This window comes from Kribbella rubisoli (genome assembly GCF_004217145.1).
In the GTDB taxonomy this organism is placed as follows: Bacteria; Actinomycetota; Actinomycetes; order Propionibacteriales; family Kribbellaceae; genus Kribbella; species Kribbella rubisoli.
Genome location: NZ_SHKR01000013.1, coordinates 272,328 through 294,567, shown reverse-complemented (window position 1 = coordinate 294,567; position 22,240 = coordinate 272,328). Strand labels below are relative to the sequence as shown.

The following is a 22,240-nucleotide window of genomic DNA, read 5'->3' as shown; positions in this document are numbered from 1 at the left end:
CACTCTACGGCTCAACGACCCGAGAGGTGGGAATGACTACGGAAACAGTGATCGAGGCCGTCGGCGTACGGAAGAACTACAAGGGCGGCACGGAGGGTGCGGGGCTGAACGGCTTCGACCTCGAGGTCACGGCCGGCACGGTGACGGGTCTGCTCGGCCCGAACGGCGCCGGCAAGACGACGGCGGTGCGGATCCTGTCCACGCTGCTGGAGATGGATTCCGGTACGGCGACGATCGCGGGGTACGACGTAGGCCGGCAAGGCGCGGAGGTACGACGGCGGATCGGGCTGGTCGGGCAGTACGCCGCTGTGGACGAAATACTCACCGGGCGGCAGAACCTGGTGATGTTCGGACGGCTGAATCATCTGAAGAATCACCAGAGCCGGGCGGACGAACTGCTGGAGCGGTTCAGCCTGACAGAGGCAGCCGGGCAGGCCGTGAGCAAGTACTCCGGTGGCATGCGCCGGCGGCTGGATCTCGCGGCGAGTCTGATCGTGGCGCCGCGGGTGCTGTTCGTGGACGAGCCGACGACCGGCCTGGATCCGGCCGGGCGGATCGAGGTGTGGTCCGCCGTACGGCAGCTGGTCGACGGCGGTACGACGGTGTTGCTGACGACGCAGTACCTGGAGGAGGCGGATCAGCTGGCGAACCGGATCTCGATGCTCAGGGCGGGGAAGGTCGTTGCCGAGGGCACCCCTGATGAGCTCAAGACGCAGCTCGGGTCGGACCGGCTGGAGATCCTGCTCGCGGATCCGGCCGACGTACCGCGGGTGGTGGAGCTGGCCGGGCCGCTGGCGGACGGCGAGATCCAGGTGGTCGACGTACGGGTGAGTGTGCCGGTGAAGGATCGTACGAAGGCGTTGGTGGTGATGGTGAACTCGTTGCATGAGGCAAGGATCGAACCGGAGGACATCACGTTGCGGCGGCCGACGCTGGACGAAGTCTTCCTGCACCTGACCGGGGCGGCCGCATGAACGGCCTCGGGTGGGCGCTCGCCGACAGCTGGACGATCGCGCGGCGGACGTTGACGCATTGGCGGATGCAGCCCGGGTTGGTGCTGTTCCAGTGGTTCTTCCCGGTGCTGATGCTGCTGATGTTCGGCGGCCTGCTGGGCGGGGCGATGGAGTTCCCGGAGGGTTCGTCGTACTACGAATTGCTGGTGCCGGGGATCTTCGCGCTGGCGATGCTGTTCGGGCTCGAGGGCACGATGACGGCGGTCACCACCGATGTGTCGAAGGGGGTGACGGACCGGTTCCGCTCACTCCCGATGAGCTCGACGGCGGTGGTGCTCGGCCGATGCATCGCGGACATGCTCGACTCGGTGGTCACGCTCCTCGTGCTGGTCGCGACCGGCCTCGCCCTCGGTTGGCGCTGGCATGAAGGGTTGCCGTCCGCGCTGGCCGCGTTCGGGTTGCTGTTGCTGCTGAGGTTCGCGCTGTTGTGGATCGGCATCTTCATCGGCCTCACCGTGAAGAACGCGCAGAGCGTGACGATGGTCCAGGTCCTCGTCTGGCCCATCGGCTTCCTCTCCAGCACCTTCGTAGCCACCTCCACGATGCCCACCTGGCTAGGCACCATCGCCCAGTGGAACCCCCTATCGGCAACAGCAACCGCCTCCCGACAACTCTTCGGCAACCCCGACCCCTCCTCCACCACCACCTGGATAGGCACCCACGCAGAGCTGGCCGCCGTCATAGCTCCCTTGCTGCTGACAGCAATCTTCCTTCCACTGTCTGCGCATCGCTTCCGGACTCTGTCCCGCTGAGGGTGACGACCCGGTCGGCGTAGGGCAGGAGGGCTGGGTCGTGGGTTATGAGGAGGGTGGTTCGGTTGTGGGTCAGGGATTGGAGGGGGGTGATGATTTCGTTGGCTGCGCTGGGGTCGAGGCCGGCGGTTGGTTCGTCGAGGAGCAGGACGGAAGTGTTGCGGAGGAGGGCTCGGGCGAAGGTCAGGCGTTTTAGTTGGCCGCCGGAGAGAGTGGGGGTGGAGGGGTCGAGGCGGGTGTTGTAGCCGTCAGGTAGGGCTGTGATGAAGTCGTGGGCGGCGGATGCGCGGGCTGCGGCGATGATGTCCGTGTCGGTGGCGTCGGGGCGGCCGTACGCGAGGTTTGCCCGGATCGTGTCGGGGAGGACGAGCGTCTGCTGCGAGAGCAACGTGATGTTCTCGCGCAGGCGCCGTACCTCCAGAGACTTCAGCGGTATGCCGTCGAGCCGGATCGTGCCGGCGGCGGGATCGTAGAAGCGGAGCAGGAGCTTCGCGATCGTGGACTTGCCGATACCGCTCGGGCCGGTGAGGATCACGAACTCGCCGGGCTCCAACCGCGACCGCGAGCCAGGCCGAGGCGGGATGCCAGAACGCCGCGAGTGAGCCCTGCTCGAGCGCGTTGTCGGTCAGGTTGCCGAAGAGCAGGATCGCAACGGTCTCGCACAGAGCCGCCGCGATCACACAAACACAGACCAGGACGTACCACCGCCGGTCACCTCGCGTCAGCGGCCAGAACCGCGCGAACGCCTGCCGGATCGTCATCTGCCGCCGCCTCCCGTTTGAACACGCCGATGGGGCCTGCGGAATGCAGGCCCCATCGTCAGAGAACTGAGGTCAGCGTGCGATCGGCCGACGGCGGCGCGGCGCCTTCTTGGCGGGCTTCTTGTGGCACGCGCCGCCGTCGGGGCCTTCGGCTTGAGCGGGGCGATCTCCTTGAAGCTCATGGCAGTTCTCCTTCGTGTGTTGGTTGTTGCCGCGGTCAACTGCTTGCGACAACCACGAAGTTAGCCAGCCAGGCTTGGGGATCCATCCGAGCTTTCTGGCAAGAACCTCAGAGTCAAACAAGTTGCCTAGGGCGTCAATTGGCCGCCGTTGATCTCGATGATCTGGCCGGTCACGTACGACGACATGCGGTCGGAGGCGAGGAACAGGATCGTGCCGACGCACTCGTGCGGCGTACCGGTGCGGCCCATCGGGATGGTGGCGAGCATGGCCTGCATCTGCGCGTCGGCAGTGTGGCGCTCGTGGAACGGGGTCTTGATCACGCCCGGCGCGATCGCGTTCACCCGGATGCCCTCCGGGGCGAGCTCCTTGGCCAGGCCGCGGGTGAACGTGCTGACCGCGCCCTTGCTGGTCGCGTAGACCACCGACCCGCCGGCGCCGCCCGTCCGCCCGGCGATCGACGTGACGTTGATGATCGAGCCGCTGCCCTGCGCCCGGAAGACCGGCACGATCCGCCGGCTCAGCGCGAACACCGAGGTCAGGTTCACGTCGAGGATCCGGTGGAACTCCTCGTCCGGTACGTCGGCGATCGGCGACCGGTGGACCAGGTCGCCCGCGTTGTTCACGAGTACGTCGATCCGCCCGTGCTGCGCGAGCACCTCGTCGATGAACGCGTCCGCCGACTTCGGGTCAGCCAGATCCGCCTGGTGCAACGACGCCGTACCGCCGGCAGTCTGCACCGCCCCGACGGTGTGCTTCGCCCCCTCCTCGTTCTGGTGGTAGTGAAGCGCGACCGAAGCCCCACTCTCCGCGAACCCGACCGCCGCCGCAGCCCCGATCCCACTACTGGCCCCGGTCACCACAACAACCTGATCCCTGAAATCCAGATATCCCATGGGCCTATCCTCTCGTAGTGCCGCGTTCCGTTCTGATCGCCGCGTATGTCGCCTGGCCTCTAGGCGCGGTCGTGGTGCGCCTGCTGACGAGAGTTCGCCGCCGCTGCCTGGCTGCCATCGGCGTCGGCTGGATCGCCGCGCTTGTGCTGGCGACGACCGCGACGCCGGCCGAGCGCGTGATCCCCATCGGTCTGATCGTCGGATCGGGTATCGCCGCGACCCTCTGCTTGGCGACCGCCCGCGGGGTGACATTCACCTTCGCCCAGGACGAGACCTATTGGGTGTACGACGGGAAGATCCCGGTCGGCGACCGGCTAGTAGAGGTCCTGAGCGTGCTGGCCGGGGTCGTCGGTGTCATCGGGCTGGCTTGAAACGCGCCGGAGGGCAGATTGTGGGGCGCGGGGCGGGGGTAGATTCGATGGATGGGATACGCGCTCGGGGAGCTGGGGCTGCGGCGGTGGCGGACCGGTGATGCGTTGCGGCTGGCCGCGGCGCATGCGGATCCTGAGATGGTCAGTCAGGGCGGGATCGTCGATCGGGCGTCCGCGGTCGACTGGATCGGGCGGGTCGCGGACCTGGACAACGGGCATGTGTACGCCGTGGCGGACGCCGACGATCACCCGATCGGCTGCGTCGCGGTGACGAATATCGACCGGCACCGGGTCGGCTGGACCTGGTACTGGACGCTCGCGGACGTCCGCGGGCATGGTGTCGCGCGGGACGCCCTCCGCGCGCTGGCCGGCTGGGCGCACGGGCAGGCCGGGCTGTACCGGCTCGAGCTCGGTCACCAATTGAACAATCCGGCATCCTGCGCGGTCGCCGCCGGTGCCGGCTTCCTCTCCGAAGGCATCGAGCGCCAACGCCTCGCCTTCGACGGCACGCGGTACGACGTCGAGCGCCACGCCCGCCTCGTCACCGACCCGCTCACCCCACCCCAGCGCCCGGTCCGCATCACCGTCTGAGGACCTCAGAGGGTGAGCTTGGGGTGGCGGTTGACGTCCTTGTAGAGGAGGTAGCGGAAGCGTCCGGGGCCACCGGCGTAGCAGGCCTGCGGGCAGAAGGCGCGGAGCCACATGAAGTCGCCCTCCTGCACCTCGACCCAGTCCTTGTTCAGCAGGTAGATCGCCTTGCCCTCCAGCACGTACAGCCCGTGCTCCATCACATGCGTCTCCGGGAACGGGATCACCCCGCCCGGCTCGAAGCTGACGATGTTGACGTGCATGTCGTGCCGTACGTCGTCCGGGTCGGCGAACCGCTGAGTCTTCCAGCGTCCCTCGGTGCCCGGCATCTCCCGGCCCTCTACGTCCGCCTCGTTGGTGACGAACGCCGGCGGTACGTCGATCCCGTCGACCCGCTCGTACGCCTTCCGCACCAGGTGGAACGTCGCGACCGCGTCGCTAGTGTTCCGCACCGTCCAGTCCCCGCCCGGCGGCAGGTACGCGTACCCGCCTTCGGTCAGCGTGTGCTTCTCACCGGCGACCGTCAGCACAACGTTGCCTGAGACAACGAACAGCACGGCCTCGGCGGCCGGGTCGGTCTCCGGCTTGTCGCTCCCGCCGCCGGGCCCGACCTCGACGATGTACTGCGAGAACGTCTCCGCGAACCCGGACAGCGGACGGGCGATCACCCACAACCGCGTGTCGTCCCAGAACGGCAGCCGGCTGGTGACGATGTCCCGCATCGTGCCGCGCGGCAGGACGGCGTACGCCTCGGTGAAGACCGCGCGGTCGGTGGTGAGGTCGGTCTGCGCGGGCAGTCCGCCTTTCGGGGCGTAGTAGCTCATCGTTCTCCTCGGGTCAGCAGGCGGCCGCGCGGGTCGACGGCAATGTCGACGGGTCGGCCGCGGAGCCAGGTACTGCGGACGACGCCGGTGAGCGTGCGTCCGTCGTACGGCGTGATGGCGTTCTTGTGCTGGAGCTGCGTCGCGTCGACGGCGAAGGTCTCGTCCGGGGCGAGGACGCAGAAGTCGGCGTCGTACCCGATGTCGAGGCCGCCCTTGGCGGTCAGGCCGGTCTGCTTCGCGGGGGCGGCGGACATCCAGCGGACGACGTCGGAGAGGGTGAAGCCGCGGCGGCGGGCCTCGGTCCAGACGGCGGGCAGGCCGAGCTGGAGTGACGCGATCCCGCCCCAGGCCGTGCCGAAGTCGCCGGTGTCGAGGTGCTTGAGGTCGATCGTCGACGGCGAGTGGTCGGAGACGACCAGGTCGATGGTGCCGTCGCGGAGGCCGTCCCAGAGGAGCTCGCGGTTCGCGGCCTCACGGATCGGCGGGCAGCACTTGTACTGCGTGGCGCCGTCGGGGATGTCCTCCGCGGTGAAGCCCAGGTAGTGCGGGCAGGTCTCCGCGGTGATCCGTACGCCGTCCGCGCGGGCCTTCGCGACCAGCGGGAGGACCTCGGCGCTGGATACGTGCAGGATGTGGACGCGGCAGCCGGTCGCGCGGGCGAGGTCGATGACCTCGGCAACGGCATCGTTCTCGGCGGTGCGGGGACGGGAGTTGAGGAAGGCTTCGTAGCTCGCGCCGTCGGGTTGCGTCGCTTCGTCGATGCGGTGGGCGTCTTCGGCATGCACGATCAGCAGACCGTCGAAGCTGCTGATCTCACGCATCGCGGCCTGGAGCTGGGCGTGATCGAGCGGCGGGAACTCGTCGACGCCCGAGTGCAGCAGGAAGCACTTGTAGCCGAACACGCCGGCGTCGTGAAGCGGGCGCAGGTCGGGGACGTTGCCCGGGATCGCGCCGCCCCAGAACCCCACGTCGACGTACGCCTGGGTCTCGGCGGTCTTGCGTTTGAGGGTGAGCGCCGGCACGTCACAGGTCGGCGGGATGCTGTTGAGCGGCATATCGATGATCGTGGTGACGCCGCCGCGGGCCGCTGCCTTGGTCGCGGAGGTGAAGCCTTCCCAGTCGGTCCGGCCGGGATCGTTCACGTGCACGTGGGAGTCGACGAGGCCCGGGAGCAGGGCTTCGTCGTCGGCGAGGCGTACGTCGGCGGTCGCGCGGAGCTCGGCGTCGTACGGCGCGATCGCGACGATGCGCCCGTCCCGTACGCCGATCGCACCCGGCTGCTCGCCCGCGGGGCGGACTACTCGCCGGGCCCGGATCACCAGATCAAGAGCGTTCATCCGATCCCTCTCTCCCTTCTCGTCATCGTAAGGTGCTCGACTGCGATCCGTTCGCCAAGCTGCTCGAGCAGCGGCTTCGGCTCCGCGATGCAGCGCTGGACGTCCGGCTCGAGATCGGTGAGCGCGTACGCCGCTTGCACACCGGCTTCCTGAAGCTGATGAGGCTCGAGCTGGTTGACGCCGCACACAGCGACCACCGGGATGCCGGCTGCCTTCGCAGCTACTCCGGCCACGGCCTTCCCGTGCAGGGTCTGCTCGTCGAGCGCGCCCTCACCCGTGATCACGAGGTCGGCACCCGCGAGCTGCTCCTCGAACCCGACCATCTCCAACACCAACTCGATCCCCGGCCGCAGCTCGGCATCCAGAAGCGCAAGCGCCGCGAAGCCGACCCCACCCGCGGCTCCAGCACCCGGCACGTCCCGCAGATCCCGGCCGGTTTGCTCGGCGACTTGGTCGGCCCACGCGCTCAGTTTGCGGTCGAGCTCGACGACCTGCTCCGCGGTGGCGCCCTTCTGCGGTCCGTAGACAGCCGCCGCGCCCCGTGGCCCGGTCAGCGGGTTGTCCACATCACAAGCCACCACCACCTGCACGCCCTCCAGCTGGCCTCCCAGCCCGGCAATCAGGCCGGCGCCGCCGTCGGTGGAGGCGCTGCCGCCGATGCCGAGGATGATGCGGGTGCAGCCGGCGGCGACGGCTGCGGCGATCAGCTCGCCGGTGCCGTACGACGTGGCCGTCAACGGAGCCGGAACGCCACCTGGGAGGCGGACCAGGCCGGACACGTCCGCGAGCTCAACCACCGCGGTGTCGCCTCGGCGGGCGTAGCCGGACTTCACCGGCTCCCCCGTAGGGCCCGAGGCAACAACCGGGACCAACTCGTAGCCCGCCTCGACGGCGGCGGCGAGCGTGCCGTCGCCACCGTCGGCTACCGGGACCGCGACCACGGTGGCGTCGGGGTGGACTCGTCGTACCCCAGCACCAACCGCAGCCGCCACCTCCGCACTCGTCAAGGTCCCCTTGAACTTGTCAGAGGCAACCACCACCCGAAACCCCGCCCCTCGCTCCGCTCGGGGCGGGGGGATTCGGCGGTAGCCCGTCCGCGGTGAGGGATCCAGCCCCGGGGCGGGCCCCCCATCCGCCTTGCGGGCGGGGCGGGTTGCGTCGGTCATCAGTCGAGGAGGGCCAGCGCCGTCGGCGCGTCCTCGGGGGAGATGGCCAGGTCTTCGAATTCGATGACGTTGTCGATCTCTACGCCCATGGAGACGTTGGTGACGCGTTCCAGGATGACCTCGACGACGATCGGGACCTGGTGTTCGACCATCAGCTTCTTCGCCTGCTCGAGGGCCGGCAGGATGCCGTCCGGCTCGAAGACCCGGAGGGCCTTACAACCAAGGCCTTCCGCGACCTTCACGTGGTCGACGCCGTACCCGTTGACCTCCGGGCTGTTGATGTTCTCGAACGACAGCTGCACGCAGTAGTCCATGTCGAAGTTGCGCTGCGCCTGCCGGATCAGCCCGAGGTAGGAGTTGTTCACGACCACGTGGATGTACGGGATGTTGAACTGCGCCCCGACCGCCAGCTCCTCGATCAGGAACTGGAAGTCGTAGTCGCCCGACAACGCGACCACGGTGCTCTCGGGATCCGCGACCGCGACCCCCAGCGTCGCCGGCACGGTCCAGCCGAGCGGCCCGGCCTGGCCCGCGTTGATCCAGTGCCGCGGCCGGTACACGTGCAGCATCTGCGCGGCCTGGATCTGTGACAGCCCGATCGTGCTGACGTACCGGGTCTCCGGCCCGAACGCACGGTTCATCTCCTCGTAGACACGCTGCGGCTTGATCGGCGTGCTCTCGAAGTGCGTCTTCCGCTGCAACGCCGTACGCCGGTCGCGGCACTCCGCGGCCCACGCCGTACGGTCGGCGAGCCTGCCGTCGGCGGCCCACTCGCGCGCCACCTCGACGAAGACCTCGAGCGCAGCCCGGGCGTCCGACACAACGGAGTAGTCCGGCGCGAACACCCGCCCGATCTGCGTCGGCTCGATGTCCACGTGGATGAACTTCCGCTCACCGCGATACACATCCAGCCCGCCGGTGTGCCGGTTCGCCCACCGGTTGCCGATGCCGAGGACCAGGTCGGACGCCAGCATCGTGGCGTTCCCGTACCGGTGCGAGGTCTGCAGGCCGACCATCCCGGCACTCAACGGGTGGTCGTCGGCGATCGAGCCCCACCCCATCAACGTCGGTACGACGGGAATGCCCGTCAGCTCGGCGAACTCCACCAGCAGATCGCTCGCGTCCGCGTTGATCACGCCGCCGCCAGAAACGATCAACGGCTGAGCGGCAGCGCCGAGCATCTGGAGCACCCGCTCCGCCTGGGCCCGCGTCGCCGCGGGACGAGAGACCGGAAGCGGCTCGTACGTGTCGATGTCGAAGTCGATCTGCGCAAGCTGGACGTCGAGCGGCAGGTCGATCAGCACCGGACCCGGACGGCCTTCGCGCATCACCTGGAACGCCTTCTGGAAGGTGCCCGGCACCTGCGCGGCCTCCATCACCGTGACCGCCCACTTCGCGACCGGCTTGGCGATCGACGAGATGTCGACGGCCTGGAAGTCCTCTTTGTGCAGCTTGGCGACCGGCGCCTGGCCGGTGATGCACAGGATCGGGATCGAGTCCGCGGCGGCGGAGTACAGGCCGGTGATCATGTCGGTCCCGGCCGGTCCCGACGTACCGATGCAGATGCCGATGTTGCCGGCCCGGGCCCGGGTGTACCCCTCGGCCATGTGCGAGGCGGCCTCGACGTGCCGGGCGAGGACGTGCTTGATCCCGCCGTGGTCGCGCATCGCGGCGTAGAACGGGTTGATCGCCGCGCCCGGCAACCCGAACGCCTGCGTCGAACCCTCCTTCTCCAGGATCAGTACTGCGGCGTCAACCGCGCGCATCCGTGTCATCAGCCGATCTCCTTCCCGGACAGCCGCTCGACGCCGCGCAGCAGAGCCGAGTGGTCGAGACCGCCGTCGCCGTTCGCCCGCGCCGACGCGACGAGCTGCGCGACGAGTGCACCGAGCGGTACGACGACACCCGCTTCGCGCGCGGCCGCCGTGACGATGCCCATGTCCTTGTGGTGCAGGTCGATCCGGAACCCTGGCTGGAAGGAGCGCGACAGCATGTTCTCCTTCTTCTGGTTCAGCACGGTCGACCCGGCCAGCCCGCCGCCCAGCACCTCGAGCGCGGCCTTCGTGTCGACGCCGTACGCCTCCAGGAAGACGACAGCCTCGGCGACCGCCTGGATGTTCGCGGCGACGATCAGCTGGTTGGCGGCCTTGACCGTCTGACCCGAACCGCTGGGGCCGACGTGGACGACGGTCTTGCCGACGACGTCGAACAGCGGCTTGGCCTTCGCGAAGTCGTCCGCCTCGCCGCCGACCATGATCGACAGCGCGGCGTTCTTGGCCCCCGCCTCGCCGCCGGACACCGGGGCGTCGAGCAGGTGGAAGCCGAGCGCCCGCGCCTGCTCGGCGAGCTGCTGGGTGACGTCGGGTCGGATGCTGGAGAAGTCGATGATCAGCGTGCCGGTCTCAGCCAGCTGGAAGACCCCGTCCTCACCCTCGAGCACGGCCTGGACGTCGGGCGAGTCGGGCACCATCACGCAGATCACGTCGGCGCCCTTGACCGCGTCGGCCAGCGAGGTCGCGGCCCGGCCGCCGGCGGCGACCAGATCCTCGGCCCGCTCCGGGCTGCGGTCCAGGCCGGCCACGTTGTGCCCGGCGTTGGCGAGGTGGACGGCCATCGGGTTGCCCATGATGCCGAGGCCGATGAAGGCGATATTCGTCATTTCACGTCTCCTAGGTGTGTCAGCGGCGCTCGAACGGCAGCCAGCCGAAGCTTTCGTCTGAGGTGGTGGACGGCTTGTACTCGAGTCCGACCCAGCCGGAGTAGCCGTTCGCCTCGAGGGCGGTCAGCTGCTGGTCGAGCGGGAGCGTGCCGGTGCCGGGCTCATTGCGCCCCGGCGCGTCGGCGATCTGCACGTGGGCGACCCAGTCGGTGCTGTCGGCGATCACCTTGTTCACGTCGTCGCCGTTGACCGCGAGGTGGTACAGGTCGGCAAGCAATCCGACGTTCGGTACGTCGTACGCCGTCTGGACGCGGCCGATCACAGTGAGGGCGTCGGCTGCTGTCTTCAGCGGGTACCGCTCGGCCCCGCTGACCGGCTCGACCAGGACCGTGGCGCCGATCCGTGCCGCGGCCCGGGCGGCGAGGGCGAGGTTCTCGACCGCGAGGTCGTCCTGCTCCCGCTCGCTGCTGCCGTCGACGCGGTTGCCGTACAGGGCGTTGAAGCCCTGGGCGCCGAGTCGCTCACCGATGCCGACGGTGACGTCGATGTTGTCGCGGAACTCGCTCGACCGCTTCGGCCAGGACACCAGCCCGCGGTCGCCGCCGGGCATATCGCCGGCGAAGAAGTTGAGGCCGGTCAGCTGGACTCCGGCGTCGGTGACCGCGTTGACGAACGCGTCGACCTGCCGGTCCGGCGGGACCGCCTCGACGAACGGCCACCAGAACTCGACCGCGCTGAACCCGGCCCGCCGGGCGGCGGCCGGTCGCTCCAGCAGGGGCAACTCGGTGAAGAGCAACGAGCAGTTCACCGTGTACCGCAGTTGGTGGCTCATCCTGACTCCAATTTCCGTATTGCGGAAGTTCGTTTCTGTTCTGCGAAAACCATAGGGTAGCTTGGGCGAGAGCGTCAAGGTCTGGGTTCGGGACGGCGAGGGGGTGTCTCACGTGGGCGCGCGCGTTGTACGTTCCTCTAAAGGAGGTTTGCCGTGCTGCTGTCCGAGTTGCTGGACGCGCCCGAGCTCGGGCTGCGCCTGCTGCATTCGGCGGGCGGGGTGCTGGATCGCCCGATCGGGCGGCTCGTCACCACCGACCTACTCGAGCCGGGGCGGTACCTGAACGGCGGCGAGGTCGTGCTGACCGGGCTGGTCTGGCGGCGACGGCCGATGGACAGCGAGGTCTTCGTGGCCTCGATGGCGGGCCGCGGGGCGCGGACGATCCTGGCGGGCAAGGCGCAGCTGGGCGATGTGCCGGCGGACCTGACGGATGCGTGCCGGCGGCACGAGGTGACGCTGATCGAGGTGCCGGTCGAGATCGCCTTCGCGGACGTGACGGAGTACGTCGCGGCGGCAGGATCGGCCGAGACCGGGGCCCGGCTGTCGGCGAGTCTGGTCCGGCAGCGGCAGCTGTTGTCGTCGATCGCGGCCGGGCGCAGCCTCGACGAGTTGGCGGCTCGGATCTCGGCGGAGATCGGGCACGACTGTCGCGTGCTGACGCCGACCGGGCGCCACGTCGTACCGGGACCGGGTGAGCTCGACGCCGCCGCGATCGACGCGGTGACCCGCAAGTTCCTGACCGCGGATCGCACGCCCGCGGTCGCGATGACGATCGATGCGTCGTACAGCCTGTTCCCGGTCGGATCCGGGCTGGGGAACCGCCTGACGGCATGGGTGCTGGTGATCGAAGGCGATCACAACGAATGGTCCCGCGACCATGTCGAGGCGGTGCATGAGTTGTGCGCGATCGCCGCGCTCGACCGCGCTCGCCGCGACGAGGGCCGCCGGGCGCTACGTCCGCTGGTCGCGGACGCGCTCGCGTTGGTCGAGTCCGGGGCGCCGCAGGCCGAGGTCGCTGCGCGGCTCAAGCAGGCCGGGGCGCACTCGGAGCGACCGATGGTCGTCGCGGTCGCCGAGCTCCGCGATGACGGACCGAGCGAGGTCGCACTGAGCCTGCTCGAGGACGTGGCGCTGACGGTCGGCCCGGCGGTCGTCGCGCCTGGACGTGACGGTTTGCTGGTCGGCTTCCTGCCTTATACGCCGGAGCTGCCGGAGCACGTACGACGGAGCTTCAGCCGTCTCGGTCCTGGTCTGAGTCGAGGTCGGCTCGCGGTCGGAATCAGCGGCGAGACCTCCGTCGACGCGCTCGCCGGCGCGCTCGAAGAAGCCCGCTTCGCCCAGCGGGCCGCCGGGGCGGGGCGCGCGCCCGTGTCGGTGGTCACCTCGGACGAGGTCGCGTCCCACGTCCTCCTGCTCGCGACCCTGCCGGACGACGTACGGCGTACCTACACCAACCGTGTGCTCGGAGCAGTCCTCGAGCACGACCGCCGTACCCATGCCGACCTGCTCACCACGCTCCAGGCCTTCCTCGCCTGCTCGTGTTCCTGGACGCGTACGGCGGAGTCGCTGCACCTGCACGTGAACACCGTTCGCTACCGGATCGAACGCGTTGAGCAACTGACCGGTCGCGATCTGTCGAGCCTCGAGGACCGGGTGGACGTGTTCCTGGCGCTCAAATCCCTCTAGTTGTGTGATCGCACAAAACAGGGTGTTCTCCGGCCGTTCATCTTCGGAGGTTCACCGGGTGCAATCCGGCGCGTTCTGAGCCGATGCTCAGGGGCAGGTCAAATCCCCCGCCGCCCCATGCAGCCCGAGGAGCGTGTCCCCGATGAAGGCAAACCTGCGGTCCAGCCGCCACCCCGTCGATCAGGTGCTGCCGCCTGGCAAGCTCGCGGTGTACGGCGCTCAGCACGTACTGGCGTTCTACGCCGGGGCGGTGATCGTACCGATCCTGCTCGCCAGTGCGATCGGGCTCACCACCGAGCAGCTCATCCACCTGATCAACGCGGACCTCTTCACCTGCGGTATCGCCTCGATCATCCAGTCCGTCGGATTCTGGAAGGTCGGCGTCCGGCTGCCGCTGCTGCAGGGCGTGACGTTCACGGCGGTCTCGCCGATGATCGCGATCGGGCTCGCGGCCGGCGGCGGTACCGACGGTCTGCTGGTGATCTACGGCGCCGTACTGGTCGCCGGGCTGGCCACGTTCTTCATCGCGCCGTACTTCAGCAAGCTGATCCGGTTCTTCCCGCCAGTTGTGACCGGCTCGGTGATCACGATCATCGGTCTGGCGCTGCTGCCGGTCGCGGCTGGGGACGCGGTCGGCGGGGCGGGACCGACGGCGGCGCCGACGAGCGGCAAGAACATGGCGTACGCACTCGGGACGCTGGCGCTGATCGTGCTGATCCAGCGCGTGTTCAAGGGCTTCATGGCGACCATCGCCGTACTGATCGGCCTGGTGGCCGGGACGCTGGTCGCCTGGGCGTTCGGCGACGCGCACTTCGGCGCCGTGCACGACGCGGCCTGGGTCGGCGTGACGCAGCCGTTCTACTTCGGCTGGCCGAAGTTCTCGGTGGCGGCGATCATCTCGATGGTCGTGGTCATGCTGATCACCGCGGTCGAGACCACCGGTGACGTCTTCGCGACCGGTGAGATCGTCGAGAAGCGGATCGGTCGCGAGGACATCGCCCGGGCGCTGCGGGCCGACGGCCTGGCGACCACGATCGGCGGCGTCTTCAACTCGTTCCCGTACACCTGCTTCGCCGAGAACGTCGGCCTGGTCCGGCTGACCAGGGTCCGCAGCCGATGGGTGGTCGCGACCGCCGGAGCGATCATGATCGTGATCGGGCTGCTGCCGAAGGCCGGTGCGATCGTGGCCGGCGTACCACACCCGGTCCTGGGCGGTGCCGCGCTGGCGATGTTCGCGACCGTGGCCGTGGTCGGCTTCCAGACCCTGACGAAGGTCGACTTCCACGATCACCGCAACGTCGTCATCGTCGCGACCAGCGTCGGCCTGGCCATGTACGTCACCGCGCAGCCGCAGGTCGCGCAGGCCGTGCCGGACTGGGCCGAGATCATCTTCGGCAGCGGCATCACGCTCGGCAGCCTGACCGCGATCTTCCTGAACATCCTGTTCCACCACATCGGCAAGAACTACGGCCCCGCGGTTGCGGGACAGCCAGGTGACTCCGTGCGGCTGGACCAGGTGAACAAGATGACGCGCGAGGAGTTCGTCGAGACCTTCGGCGGGCTGTTCCAGGGTCCGCGTTGGGCCGTCGAGCGGGCCTGGGACATGCGGCCGTACGCCGACACCCACGCGCTGCGACGTTCTTTCCAGGAGGCGTTGTTCTCCGGCTCACGCGACGAGCAGCGCGATCTGATCCAGGCGTACCCGCAGCTGGGGTCGCAGTTCGTTGCCGACGGCCTCAGTGGCGAAGCGTCGCTGCGGGACCAGTCGGACAAGGGGCTGACGTTCCTGGGCGATCCGGAGCGCGACCAGCTGGCCGCCATCACATCGGAGTACGAGCAGCGGTTCGGGTTCCCCTTGGTGATCTCGGTGCGCGATGCCGAGTCGTACGACCGGATCGTCGAGCAGGGCCGCGAGCGGCTGGGCAACTGCGAGAACCAGGAGCACGCCGCCGCGCTGCTCGAGATCGCGAAGATCGCCGGCTACCGGTTCGACGACTTCGTCTCCGACGCCAACCCGATCCACAGCGCACGAACCCGTTGGAGCACGAACCGATGACTACCCAAGCACTGCGCGCCCCTGCTGTGACGGTGAACGGTGAGCTCACCGCTCTCGGCGACATCCCCGTCCACACCACGGTGCTGGACTGGCTCCGCGACCGCGGCCTGACTGGCGCCAAGGAGGGGTGCGCCGAGGGCGAGTGCGGAGCGTGCTCGATCCTCGTCGCCCGGGCCGGCACGGACACCCCGACTGAGTGGACCGCGGTCAACGCGTGTCTCCTGCCGGTCGCGTCGTTGGACGGCCAGGAGGTGATCACGTCGGAGGGCCTCGGTTCACCGGACGCTTTGCACCCGGTACAGAAGGAGATGGCGGTTCGGGGAGGTTCGCAGTGCGGTTACTGCACACCGGGCTTCGTGTGCAGCATGGCCGCCGAGTTCTACCGCCCGAGCCGCGCGTGTAGCGGAGACGGTGACCACGAGCACGGTCCGAATGGCTTCGACCTGCATTCGCTGAGCGGCAACCTGTGCCGGTGCACCGGCTACCGTCCGATCCGCGACGCGGCCTACGCCCTCGAGGATCCGACCGAGAACGACGCTCTCGCCGTACGCCGCAACTCCCCGCCGCCCGCGCCGGCACCGACCGGCATGGTCTCTCCCGAGGGCGAGTTCATCCGCCCGAGCTCGCTCGACCACGCACTGACGGTTCTGGGCGAGCGGACCGACGCACAGGTGGTCGCCGGTTCGACCGACCTCGGCGTACAGGTCAACATCTTCGGGTCGCGCCCGCCGCTGACGATCGCGATCGACCGGCTGGAGGAGCTGCGCGAGTTCTCCTTCGGCGAGGACGAGGTTCGGCTGGGTGCGGCGTTGACGCTCACCGAGATCGAGCGGCGGCTGGCGGGGCGGGTGCCGTTGCTGGCCGAGATGTTCCCGCAGTTCGCGTCGCGGCTGATCCGGAACGGCGCGACGATCGGCGGAAACCTCGGGACCGGATCTCCTATCGGAGACACACCACCCGCACTGCTGGCGCTGGATGTCTCGCTGGTGCTCGCATCCAGCCGCGGTGAGCGGACTGTGCCGCTCGCGGAGTACTTCACCGGGTATCGGCAGACCATGAAGGCCGCCGACGAGCTGATCAAGACGATCGTGATTCCGTTGCCTTTGGCACCGATGATTGCGTTCCACAAGATCGCCAAGCGGCGTTTCGACGACATCTCCAGCGTCGCGATCGGGTACGCCGTCGACGTACAGGACGGGGTCGTTCGGGACGCGAAGATCGGGCTCGGCGGTGTTGCGGCGACCCCGTTGCGCGCTCGCGAGACCGAGGCCGCGTTGATCGGTCGGCCGTGGAACGAGACGACCGTGCGAACCGCGGCCGGAGTGATGGCCGCGGAGGGTACGCCGATGGACGATCACCGCGCGAGTTCGGCGTACCGCTCGGCGATGCTCGGGCAGTCGTTGTTGCGGTTCTACTTCAAGGGGGTCGAGGCATGAGCTCGCTGTCTGAACGGCCTGCTGCCGCGGTTGTCGGCGTACCGATGCCGCATGAGAGCGCCGCGCTGCACGTGACCGGAGCTGCCTTATATACAGACGATCTGGTGATGCGCACCCGCGACGTACTGCATGCGTGGCCGGTGCAGTCGCCGCACGCGCACGCACGGGTGACTGCGTTGCGCGTGAAGCCGGCGTACGACGTACCCGGTGTCGTGCGAGTGTTGACCGCGGACGACGTACCCGGGGTGAACGACGCCGGTGTGAAGCATGACGAGCCGTTGTTCCCGGGTGAGGTGATGTTCAACGGGCATGCGGTGTGCTGGGTGCTTGCGGACACGTTGGAGGCCGCGCGGCTCGGGGCATTGGCGATCGAGGTCGAGTACGAGCCGCTGGCGTCGTTGGTGAGCGTTCGCGAGGCGATCGAGGCGGGGAGCTTCCAGGGCATCGGGCGGCATCTGGAGCGCGGCGACGTCTCAGCTGCTTTGGCGGGTGCCGCGCATGTGTTCAGCGGGGAGTTCGAGTTCGCCGGGCAGGAGCACTTCTACCTCGAGACGCATGCGGCGTTGGCGCTGGTGGACGAGTACGGGCAGATCTTCGTGCAGTCGAGCACACAGCATCCGTCGGAGACGCAGGAGATCGTCGCGCATGTGCTTGGGCTGGCCAGTCACTCGGTGACCGTGCAGTGCCTGCGGATGGGCGGCGGCTTCGGCGGCAAGGAGATGCAGCCGCACGGGTTCGCTGCGATCGCTGCGCTCGGCGCGACGCTGACCGGACGACCGGTGCGGTTGCGGCTGAACCGGACGCAGGACATGACGATGTCGGGCAAGCGGCACGGGTTCCACTCGTCGTGGACCGTTGGCTTCTCCGACGAGGGCAAACTGGTCGCGCTGGATGCGACCCTGACCGCGGACGGCGGCTGGAGCCTCGACCTGTCGGAGCCGGTGCTGGCGCGGGCGATGTGCCACATCGACAACGCGTACGAGATCCCGCATGTCCGCGTCGACGGCCAGATCGCAAAGACGAACAAGACGTCGCAGACCGCGTTCCGCGGCTTCGGCGGGCCGCAAGGAATGCTCGTCATCGAGGACATCCTCGGTCGGTGCGCGCCACTCCTCGGGTACGACGCTTTGGAGCTGCGGCGGCGGAACTTCTACCAGCCGGGCGACTCCACGCCGTACGGGCAGCCGGTGCGGCACGCGGATCGGCTCGAGTCGTGCTGGAGCCAGGTCGTCGCCGGCGGGGATGTTGCCGCTCGGCTTGCTTCGATTGAGGCCTTCAACGCCTCGCACGAGCATGTGAAGCGCGGGTTGGCGATGACGCCGGTGAAGTTCGGGATCTCGTTCAACCTGACCGCGTTCAACCAGGCCGGGGCGCTCGTCCACGTCTACAAGGACGGGTCCGTGCTGATCAACCACGGCGGCACCGAGATGGGCCAGGGCCTGCACACGAAGATGCTGCAGGTTGCTGCGACGACGCTGGGGGTGCCGCTCTCGCGGGTACGGCTGGCGCCGACGCGTACGGACAAGGTGCCGAACACGTCCGCGACTGCTGCGTCGTCCGGTGCCGACCTGAACGGTGCTGCGATCAAGAACGCCTGTGAGCAGATCCGGGAGCGGCTGGCGCAGGTCGCCGGCGGGCGGCTCGGGATCAGCCCCTCGGACGTTCGCTTCGTGGAAGGTTCTGTGCGCGGGCTGTCCGGCGATGGTCTCGACTGGAACGAACTCGTTGGCATGGCCTACATGCAGCGCGTGCAGCTGTGGGCGGCCGGGTTCTACCGGACCGAGGGCCTGCACTGGGACGCCAACGCGATGCGCGGCGAGCCGTTCAAGTACTTCGCGTACGGCGTGGCGGCCTCCGAGGTCGAGGTGGACGGGTTCAGCGGGGCGTACACGTTGCGCCGGGTCGACATCGTGCATGACGTCGGCGACAGCCTGAGCCCGCTGATCGACATCGGGCAGATCGAAGGCGGGTTCGTGCAGGGAGCCGGGTGGCTGACACTCGAGGACCTGCGCTGGGACGAGAGCACCGGCGATCGTCGCGGACGGTTGTCGACGCAGGCGGCCAGCACGTACAAGCTGCCGAGCTTCTCGGAGATGCCGGAGATCTTCAACGTCCGCCTGCTGGAGAAGGCCCACGAGGACGGCGCGGTCTACGGCTCCAAGGCCGTGGGCGAACCGCCACTCATGCTGGCGTTCTCGGTCCGCGAGGCCCTGCGCCACGCCGCAGCCGCCTTCGGCCCTTCGGGCACCAGCGTCGACCTGCCGTCGCCGGCCACACCGGAAGCGGTCTACTGGGCGCTCGAACGAGCGCGCTCAGGTGAGAGCTGGGGCGGGTGAGGTCGATGGAGTGGGTCAAAGCTGTTCAACGGTTGCGAAGCGGCCGGCGGGCCGGCGTGCTGGTGACCGTGATGTCGGTGCGCGGGCATGCGCCGCGCGAGGCCGGCGCGAAGATGGTGGTTGCTGCCGACAACGTCTGGGCGACTGTTGGCGGCGGCAACCTTGAGGCGCTGGCCGTCGAGCGTTCGCGGGAGATGATCGCGGACGGGATCACGGTTCCCGAGGTGTTGACGGCTGCGTTGTCGGACAAAGCGCCGTACCAGCACGGGGTTCAGTGTTGTGGTGGAGAGGTGAAGCTGTTGCTGGAACCGTTGCCGGTGGTGCCGTCGGTCGCCATCTTCGGGGTCGGGCATGTCGGCCTCGAGCTGGCGCGGATCCTCGCGCGGCACGACATCGAGCTGCATCTCATCGACTCGCGATCGGATCAGCTGACCGCGGATCGCCTTGCTGTACTGGATGATGCGGTCGCGCAAGTACATGTGCACAACGTGCCGGTGCTGCCGGAGCTCGTCGTCGGCGAGCTGCCGCCGGGCACCCACGCGGTGATCATGACCCACGACCACGCCGAAGACGCGGCGCTCTGCGACGTTGCCATCCGCAACGACGAGTTGGCCACGATCGGCCTGATCGGGTCCAGCGCCAAGTGGACCCGCTTCCAGCGCAAGCTCGCCGAGGACGGCAACTCCGGGGACGCGATCGCCCGGATCACCACCCCCATTGGCATTCCCAGTGTGACCGGCAAGGAGCCGGCCGTCATCGCGGTCAGTGTTGCCGCCTGGCTGCTCGAACGTCTTACCGCCGACCGGCTTCCCGTGTCGGCCCACCCTGCCGAGCGTCGCCCCACCTCGGCTCATCGTGAGGCAAAGGCATGACTATCTTCCGTGGCACGTTCATCGACACGCCGGAGAACCCGTTCAACGGCGGGAACCTGCGCGTGGACAGCGAGACGGGACTCCTGGTCCAGGACGGCGTGATCGTTGCTCGTGGCCCGTTCCTGGAGATCCGGAGCGCCCACCCCGCCGAGCAGGTCGTCGACCTGACCGACGGCGTCGTACTCCCGGGCTTCGTCGACACCCACGTGCACTTCCCGCAGATCCGCGCCGTCGGCGGCCTCGGTCTGCCGCTGCTCGAATGGCTGGACCGGTACGCGCTCCCGGAGGAAGCGCGGATGGCGGACGTCTCCTACGCCACCAGTGTCGCCAACGAGTTCGTCCGCGGCCTGGCCGCAGCTGGGACGACGTCGGCGCTGGTCTTCGGCGCGCACTACTCCGACGCGGTCGATGCACTGTTCAACGCCGCGTCCGGCGTCGGTCTGCGCGTGACGAGCGGTCTCGTGCTGAGCGACCGGTTGCTCCGGCCGGAGCTCCTGACCACACCGGTCCGCGCGTACGCCGAGTCGCTCGCCCTCGCGAACCGCTGGCACGGCGTCGGCCGCAACCGGTACGCCGTGACGCCCCGCTTCTCGCTCTCGTGCACCGACGACCTGCTCGCTACCTGTCGTGAACTGATGGACGCGATCCCCGGCGCCCTGTTCACCTCCCACGTGAACGAGAACGAGGCCGAGATCGCGTCGGTCGCCGACCTGTTCGGAGGCGCCGACTACGTCACGACGTACGACAGGCACGGGCTGGTGGACCGCCGTACCGTGCTGGCTCACAACGTCCACCCGACGGACGTGGAGCTCAAGATGCTGGCGACCAGCGGCGCTACGGTCGCGCACTGCCCGACGAGCAACGCGGCGCTGGGCAGCGGCCTGTTCCCGTTGAGCCGCCACCTGCAGTACGGCGTACGCGTGGCCCTGGGCTCCGATGTTGGCGCCGGCACGGGCTTCTCGCTCCTCAAGGAGGGCCTGCAGGCGTACTTCTGTCAGCAACTCCTGGCCGACCAAGGTCGCCCGCTGACCGCAGCGCACCTGCTCTACCTCTCCACCACCGCCGGCGCCGAGGCCCTGGATCTCCCGCAGGTCGGCCACCTGAGCGTCGGCCAGCACTTCGACGCGCAACTACTCCGCCCCGCCGACGGCTCCCCGCTGGCCGTCGCCATCACCCACGCCGAAGACACCGAAGAGGCCCTCGCCCGCATCTTCACGCTGGGAACCCCGGCGGACGTCCAGGCAGTGTGGATCAACGGCACCCTCCTCCACTGACCGCCGGTCGGCCTTGGACAAGCTGCTACTTGTCCAAGGCCGGCCGGTGCGGTTGATCAGTTGACGAGGCGCGACTGCGTGCCTAACGAAGCTGCTCGAGCGCCCTGCGGATCCTGGCGTCGGAAGCGTCTGGAAGCCCCGATGCGCCCCGTCGCGCCCCCTCAGCCAAAACTCAGCCTAGATCCGCGGATTCCCTATGGGGACCTCGAACAAGCTATTGGTTGTCCAAGGTCTCGGCGGCCTGTCCACGCAACCCGCGCCACAGCCGATCGGCCGTGGCGCGGGGCCGGTCGAGGTCGGCCCAGCCCACGCGGATCATGCGATATCCACGTTCCCGCAGCCGGTCCTCGCGCCACTTCTCCGCGAGTACGGCCTCGCCAGTGCCGTACTTCAACGCCCCGTCGAACTCGACGATCAGGCCACCAGGCAACAGGAAGTCGACCCGCGCGATCAGCCGGCCGTCCTCGTCGCGGATCTCCACCTGCAGTCTCGGCGTCGGCAGCCCGTGGTTCGCCATCAACACCCGCAGGCGCGACTCGCCAACCGACTCGCTCAGTCCGTCGGCGAACAGGACGGCGGCCCGCGCAGCAGCAGCGCCCCGCCAGCGCGGATGACGCAGTACGACGGCACGTAGCCGCTCGGGAGTCGTCAGGCCGAGACCGAGCGCGGCGTCGGCCAGGACCACGCCGACCTCGTACGACGATCCGCACGTGGTCTCCACGATCGCGCGCTCGACGCTGGTCGCCGCCAGGCCGCCCACGTCGGCAATTTCGTCGGTCGCGATCGGCGACAAATGCACCCGGACCGCCCGACCCACGCGACCGCGCCCCGCCGCCGGACGGGTGAAGTGCGCCCTGGCGAGATCGAGCCCCCAAATCGGCAGGCCGTGAAGTACTGCGGCCGACTGATGACTGACCACGACGTCACCGAGTCGCTCGCTCGCCATCCGGACACTCAGTCGATGCAACCGGATCGCGCGATCCCACGGCGGCTCATCGGCCGGCCAATCCCGCGTTTCGACATACGAGTTGTAGCTCGGCCTGAGCCATTGCCCACTGCGCAGGCGTCGCCGCAGCTCGTTGTCGCTGTACCCGGCGGCAATGACGTCGGCACGGGTGAACCACCCGCCGCGTTCGGCCGCGATCACTTCCAGTCTCTTGTTCACGCCAGAGAGGATGCACCGCGCACGCCGTACCCGGAC

The 22,240-nt window shown here is 68.7% G+C and carries 19 protein-coding genes; 10 read left to right on the top strand and 9 right to left on the bottom strand.

Features of this window, described 5'->3' with window-relative positions:
* Nucleotides 1-32 precede the first annotated feature (32 nt).
* Together EV645_RS21500 and EV645_RS21495 are read left to right on the top strand one after the other, a co-directional pair.
* A complete protein-coding gene (locus EV645_RS21500) occupies nucleotides 33-974 on the top strand; it encodes an ATP-binding cassette domain-containing protein (RefSeq protein ID WP_130445768.1) in 942 nt (313 codons plus the stop codon).
* Complete coding sequence (locus EV645_RS21495; protein ID WP_130445767.1) at nucleotides 971-1,765, top strand: ABC transporter permease; 795 nt, start codon at nucleotides 971-973, stop codon at nucleotides 1,763-1,765. Before EV645_RS21500 ends, EV645_RS21495 begins: the two co-directional genes overlap by 4 nt.
* Here EV645_RS21495 and EV645_RS21490 read toward each other — a convergent pair.
* Complete coding sequence (locus tag EV645_RS21490) at nucleotides 1,692-2,318, bottom strand: ATP-binding cassette domain-containing protein (RefSeq protein WP_198681766.1); 627 nt, start codon at nucleotides 2,316-2,318, stop codon at nucleotides 1,692-1,694. The two genes, EV645_RS21495 and EV645_RS21490, sit on opposite strands and share 74 nt — an antisense overlap.
* Nucleotides 2,319-2,834: 516 nt before the next feature.
* Nucleotides 2,835-3,602: an SDR family NAD(P)-dependent oxidoreductase gene (locus EV645_RS21485; RefSeq protein ID WP_130445765.1), complete on the bottom strand. Its 768-nt coding sequence runs from the start codon at nucleotides 3,600-3,602 to the stop codon at nucleotides 2,835-2,837.
* A 17-nt stretch (nucleotides 3,603-3,619) separates the two neighbouring features.
* On the opposite strand from EV645_RS21485, the gene EV645_RS21480 reads away from it, so the two are divergent.
* Nucleotides 3,620-3,973, top strand: coding sequence for a hypothetical protein (locus EV645_RS21480; RefSeq protein WP_130445764.1), 354 nt, complete (start codon nucleotides 3,620-3,622; stop codon nucleotides 3,971-3,973).
* Between the two features lie 51 nt (nucleotides 3,974-4,024).
* Nucleotides 4,025-4,564: a GNAT family N-acetyltransferase gene (locus tag EV645_RS21475; protein ID WP_130445763.1), complete on the top strand. Its 540-nt coding sequence runs from the start codon at nucleotides 4,025-4,027 to the stop codon at nucleotides 4,562-4,564.
* A 5-nt stretch (nucleotides 4,565-4,569) separates the two neighbouring features.
* Here the strand turns inward: EV645_RS21475 and EV645_RS21470 are convergent, their stop codons facing one another.
* From EV645_RS21470 to EV645_RS21445, 6 genes are all read right to left on the bottom strand, one after another.
* Nucleotides 4,570-5,385 carry a bifunctional allantoicase/(S)-ureidoglycine aminohydrolase gene (locus EV645_RS21470; RefSeq protein WP_130445762.1) on the bottom strand — a complete coding sequence of 272 codons (816 nt, stop codon included), beginning with the start codon at nucleotides 5,383-5,385 and terminating at the stop codon, nucleotides 4,570-4,572.
* The gene (gene allB, locus EV645_RS21465) at nucleotides 5,382-6,722 is read right to left on the bottom strand and encodes an allantoinase AllB (protein ID WP_130445761.1); all 1,341 of its coding nucleotides are present in this window, start codon (nucleotides 6,720-6,722) and stop codon (nucleotides 5,382-5,384) included. The genes EV645_RS21470 and allB overlap by 4 nt, the downstream gene beginning before the upstream one ends.
* Nucleotides 6,719-7,759, bottom strand: a complete 1,041-nt coding sequence (locus tag EV645_RS21460) for a glycerate kinase (RefSeq protein ID WP_277877072.1) — start codon at nucleotides 7,757-7,759, stop codon at nucleotides 6,719-6,721. Before EV645_RS21460 ends, allB begins: the two co-directional genes overlap by 4 nt.
* Nucleotides 7,760-7,887: 128 nt before the next feature.
* Nucleotides 7,888-9,663, bottom strand: coding sequence for a glyoxylate carboligase (gene gcl, locus EV645_RS21455; protein WP_130445759.1), 1,776 nt, complete (start codon nucleotides 9,661-9,663; stop codon nucleotides 7,888-7,890).
* A complete protein-coding gene (locus tag EV645_RS21450) occupies nucleotides 9,663-10,547 on the bottom strand; it encodes a 2-hydroxy-3-oxopropionate reductase (RefSeq protein WP_130445758.1) in 885 nt (294 codons plus the stop codon). The genes gcl and EV645_RS21450 overlap by 1 nt, the downstream gene beginning before the upstream one ends.
* Nucleotides 10,548-10,566: 19 nt before the next feature.
* On the bottom strand, nucleotides 10,567-11,379 hold the full coding sequence (locus EV645_RS21445) for a hydroxypyruvate isomerase family protein (RefSeq protein WP_130445757.1): 813 nt from the start codon (nucleotides 11,377-11,379) through the stop codon (nucleotides 10,567-10,569).
* Between the two features lie 153 nt (nucleotides 11,380-11,532).
* Here EV645_RS21445 and EV645_RS21440 point away from each other — a divergent pair, with 153 nt between their 5' ends.
* The 6 genes from EV645_RS21440 (at nucleotide 11,533) to guaD (ending at nucleotide 21,039) form a co-directional block, all read left to right on the top strand.
* On the top strand, nucleotides 11,533-13,065 hold the full coding sequence (locus tag EV645_RS21440) for a PucR family transcriptional regulator (RefSeq protein ID WP_130445756.1): 1,533 nt from the start codon (nucleotides 11,533-11,535) through the stop codon (nucleotides 13,063-13,065).
* Between the two features lie 142 nt (nucleotides 13,066-13,207).
* Nucleotides 13,208-15,121, top strand: coding sequence for a 2-oxo-4-hydroxy-4-carboxy-5-ureidoimidazoline decarboxylase (gene uraD, locus EV645_RS21435; protein ID WP_130445755.1), 1,914 nt, complete (start codon nucleotides 13,208-13,210; stop codon nucleotides 15,119-15,121).
* The gene (locus EV645_RS21430) at nucleotides 15,118-16,557 is read left to right on the top strand and encodes a xanthine dehydrogenase small subunit (RefSeq protein WP_130445754.1); all 1,440 of its coding nucleotides are present in this window, start codon (nucleotides 15,118-15,120) and stop codon (nucleotides 16,555-16,557) included. The genes uraD and EV645_RS21430 overlap by 4 nt, the downstream gene beginning before the upstream one ends.
* Nucleotides 16,554-18,893, top strand: coding sequence for a xanthine dehydrogenase molybdopterin binding subunit (gene xdhB, locus EV645_RS21425; protein ID WP_130445753.1), 2,340 nt, complete (start codon nucleotides 16,554-16,556; stop codon nucleotides 18,891-18,893). The genes EV645_RS21430 and xdhB overlap by 4 nt, the downstream gene beginning before the upstream one ends.
* Before the next feature lie 5 nt (nucleotides 18,894-18,898).
* Nucleotides 18,899-19,765, top strand: a complete 867-nt coding sequence (gene xdhC, locus EV645_RS21420) for a xanthine dehydrogenase accessory protein XdhC (RefSeq protein ID WP_130445752.1) — start codon at nucleotides 18,899-18,901, stop codon at nucleotides 19,763-19,765.
* On the top strand, nucleotides 19,762-21,039 hold the full coding sequence (gene guaD / locus EV645_RS21415; RefSeq protein WP_130445751.1) for a guanine deaminase: 1,278 nt from the start codon (nucleotides 19,762-19,764) through the stop codon (nucleotides 21,037-21,039). The genes xdhC and guaD overlap by 4 nt, the downstream gene beginning before the upstream one ends.
* A gap of 214 nt (nucleotides 21,040-21,253) precedes the next feature.
* On the opposite strand, the gene EV645_RS21410 is transcribed toward guaD, so the two are convergent.
* Nucleotides 21,254-22,204: a type IV toxin-antitoxin system AbiEi family antitoxin domain-containing protein gene (locus EV645_RS21410; RefSeq protein ID WP_157997124.1), complete on the bottom strand. Its 951-nt coding sequence runs from the start codon at nucleotides 22,202-22,204 to the stop codon at nucleotides 21,254-21,256.
* Between the last annotated feature and the right edge of the window lie 36 nt (nucleotides 22,205-22,240).

Bases quoted from the DNA above. Each gene is read 5' to 3' on its own strand.
- xdhC (WP_130445752.1), top strand. From the start codon at position 18,899: ATGGAGTGGGTCAAAGCTGTTCAACGGTTGCGAAGCGGCCGGCGGGCC.
- EV645_RS21500 (WP_130445768.1), top strand. From the start codon at position 33: ATGACTACGGAAACAGTGATCGAGGCCGTCGGCGTACGGAAGAACTAC.
- EV645_RS21485 (WP_130445765.1), bottom strand. From the start codon at position 3,602: ATGGGATATCTGGATTTCAGGGATCAGGTTGTTGTGGTGACCGGGGCC.
- xdhB (WP_130445753.1), top strand. From the start codon at position 16,554: ATGAGCTCGCTGTCTGAACGGCCTGCTGCCGCGGTTGTCGGCGTACCG.
- EV645_RS21470 (WP_130445762.1), bottom strand. From the start codon at position 5,385: ATGAGCTACTACGCCCCGAAAGGCGGACTGCCCGCGCAGACCGACCTC.
- gcl (WP_130445759.1), bottom strand. From the start codon at position 9,663: ATGACACGGATGCGCGCGGTTGACGCCGCAGTACTGATCCTGGAGAAG.
- EV645_RS21475 (WP_130445763.1), top strand. From the start codon at position 4,025: ATGGGATACGCGCTCGGGGAGCTGGGGCTGCGGCGGTGGCGGACCGGT.
- allB (WP_130445761.1), bottom strand. From the start codon at position 6,722: ATGAACGCTCTTGATCTGGTGATCCGGGCCCGGCGAGTAGTCCGCCCC.
- uraD (WP_130445755.1), top strand. From the start codon at position 13,208: ATGAAGGCAAACCTGCGGTCCAGCCGCCACCCCGTCGATCAGGTGCTG.
- EV645_RS21445 (WP_130445757.1), bottom strand. From the start codon at position 11,379: ATGAGCCACCAACTGCGGTACACGGTGAACTGCTCGTTGCTCTTCACC.
- EV645_RS21430 (WP_130445754.1), top strand. From the start codon at position 15,118: ATGACTACCCAAGCACTGCGCGCCCCTGCTGTGACGGTGAACGGTGAG.
- EV645_RS21450 (WP_130445758.1), bottom strand. From the start codon at position 10,547: ATGACGAATATCGCCTTCATCGGCCTCGGCATCATGGGCAACCCGATG.
- guaD (WP_130445751.1), top strand. From the start codon at position 19,762: ATGACTATCTTCCGTGGCACGTTCATCGACACGCCGGAGAACCCGTTC.
- EV645_RS21495 (WP_130445767.1), top strand. From the start codon at position 971: ATGAACGGCCTCGGGTGGGCGCTCGCCGACAGCTGGACGATCGCGCGG.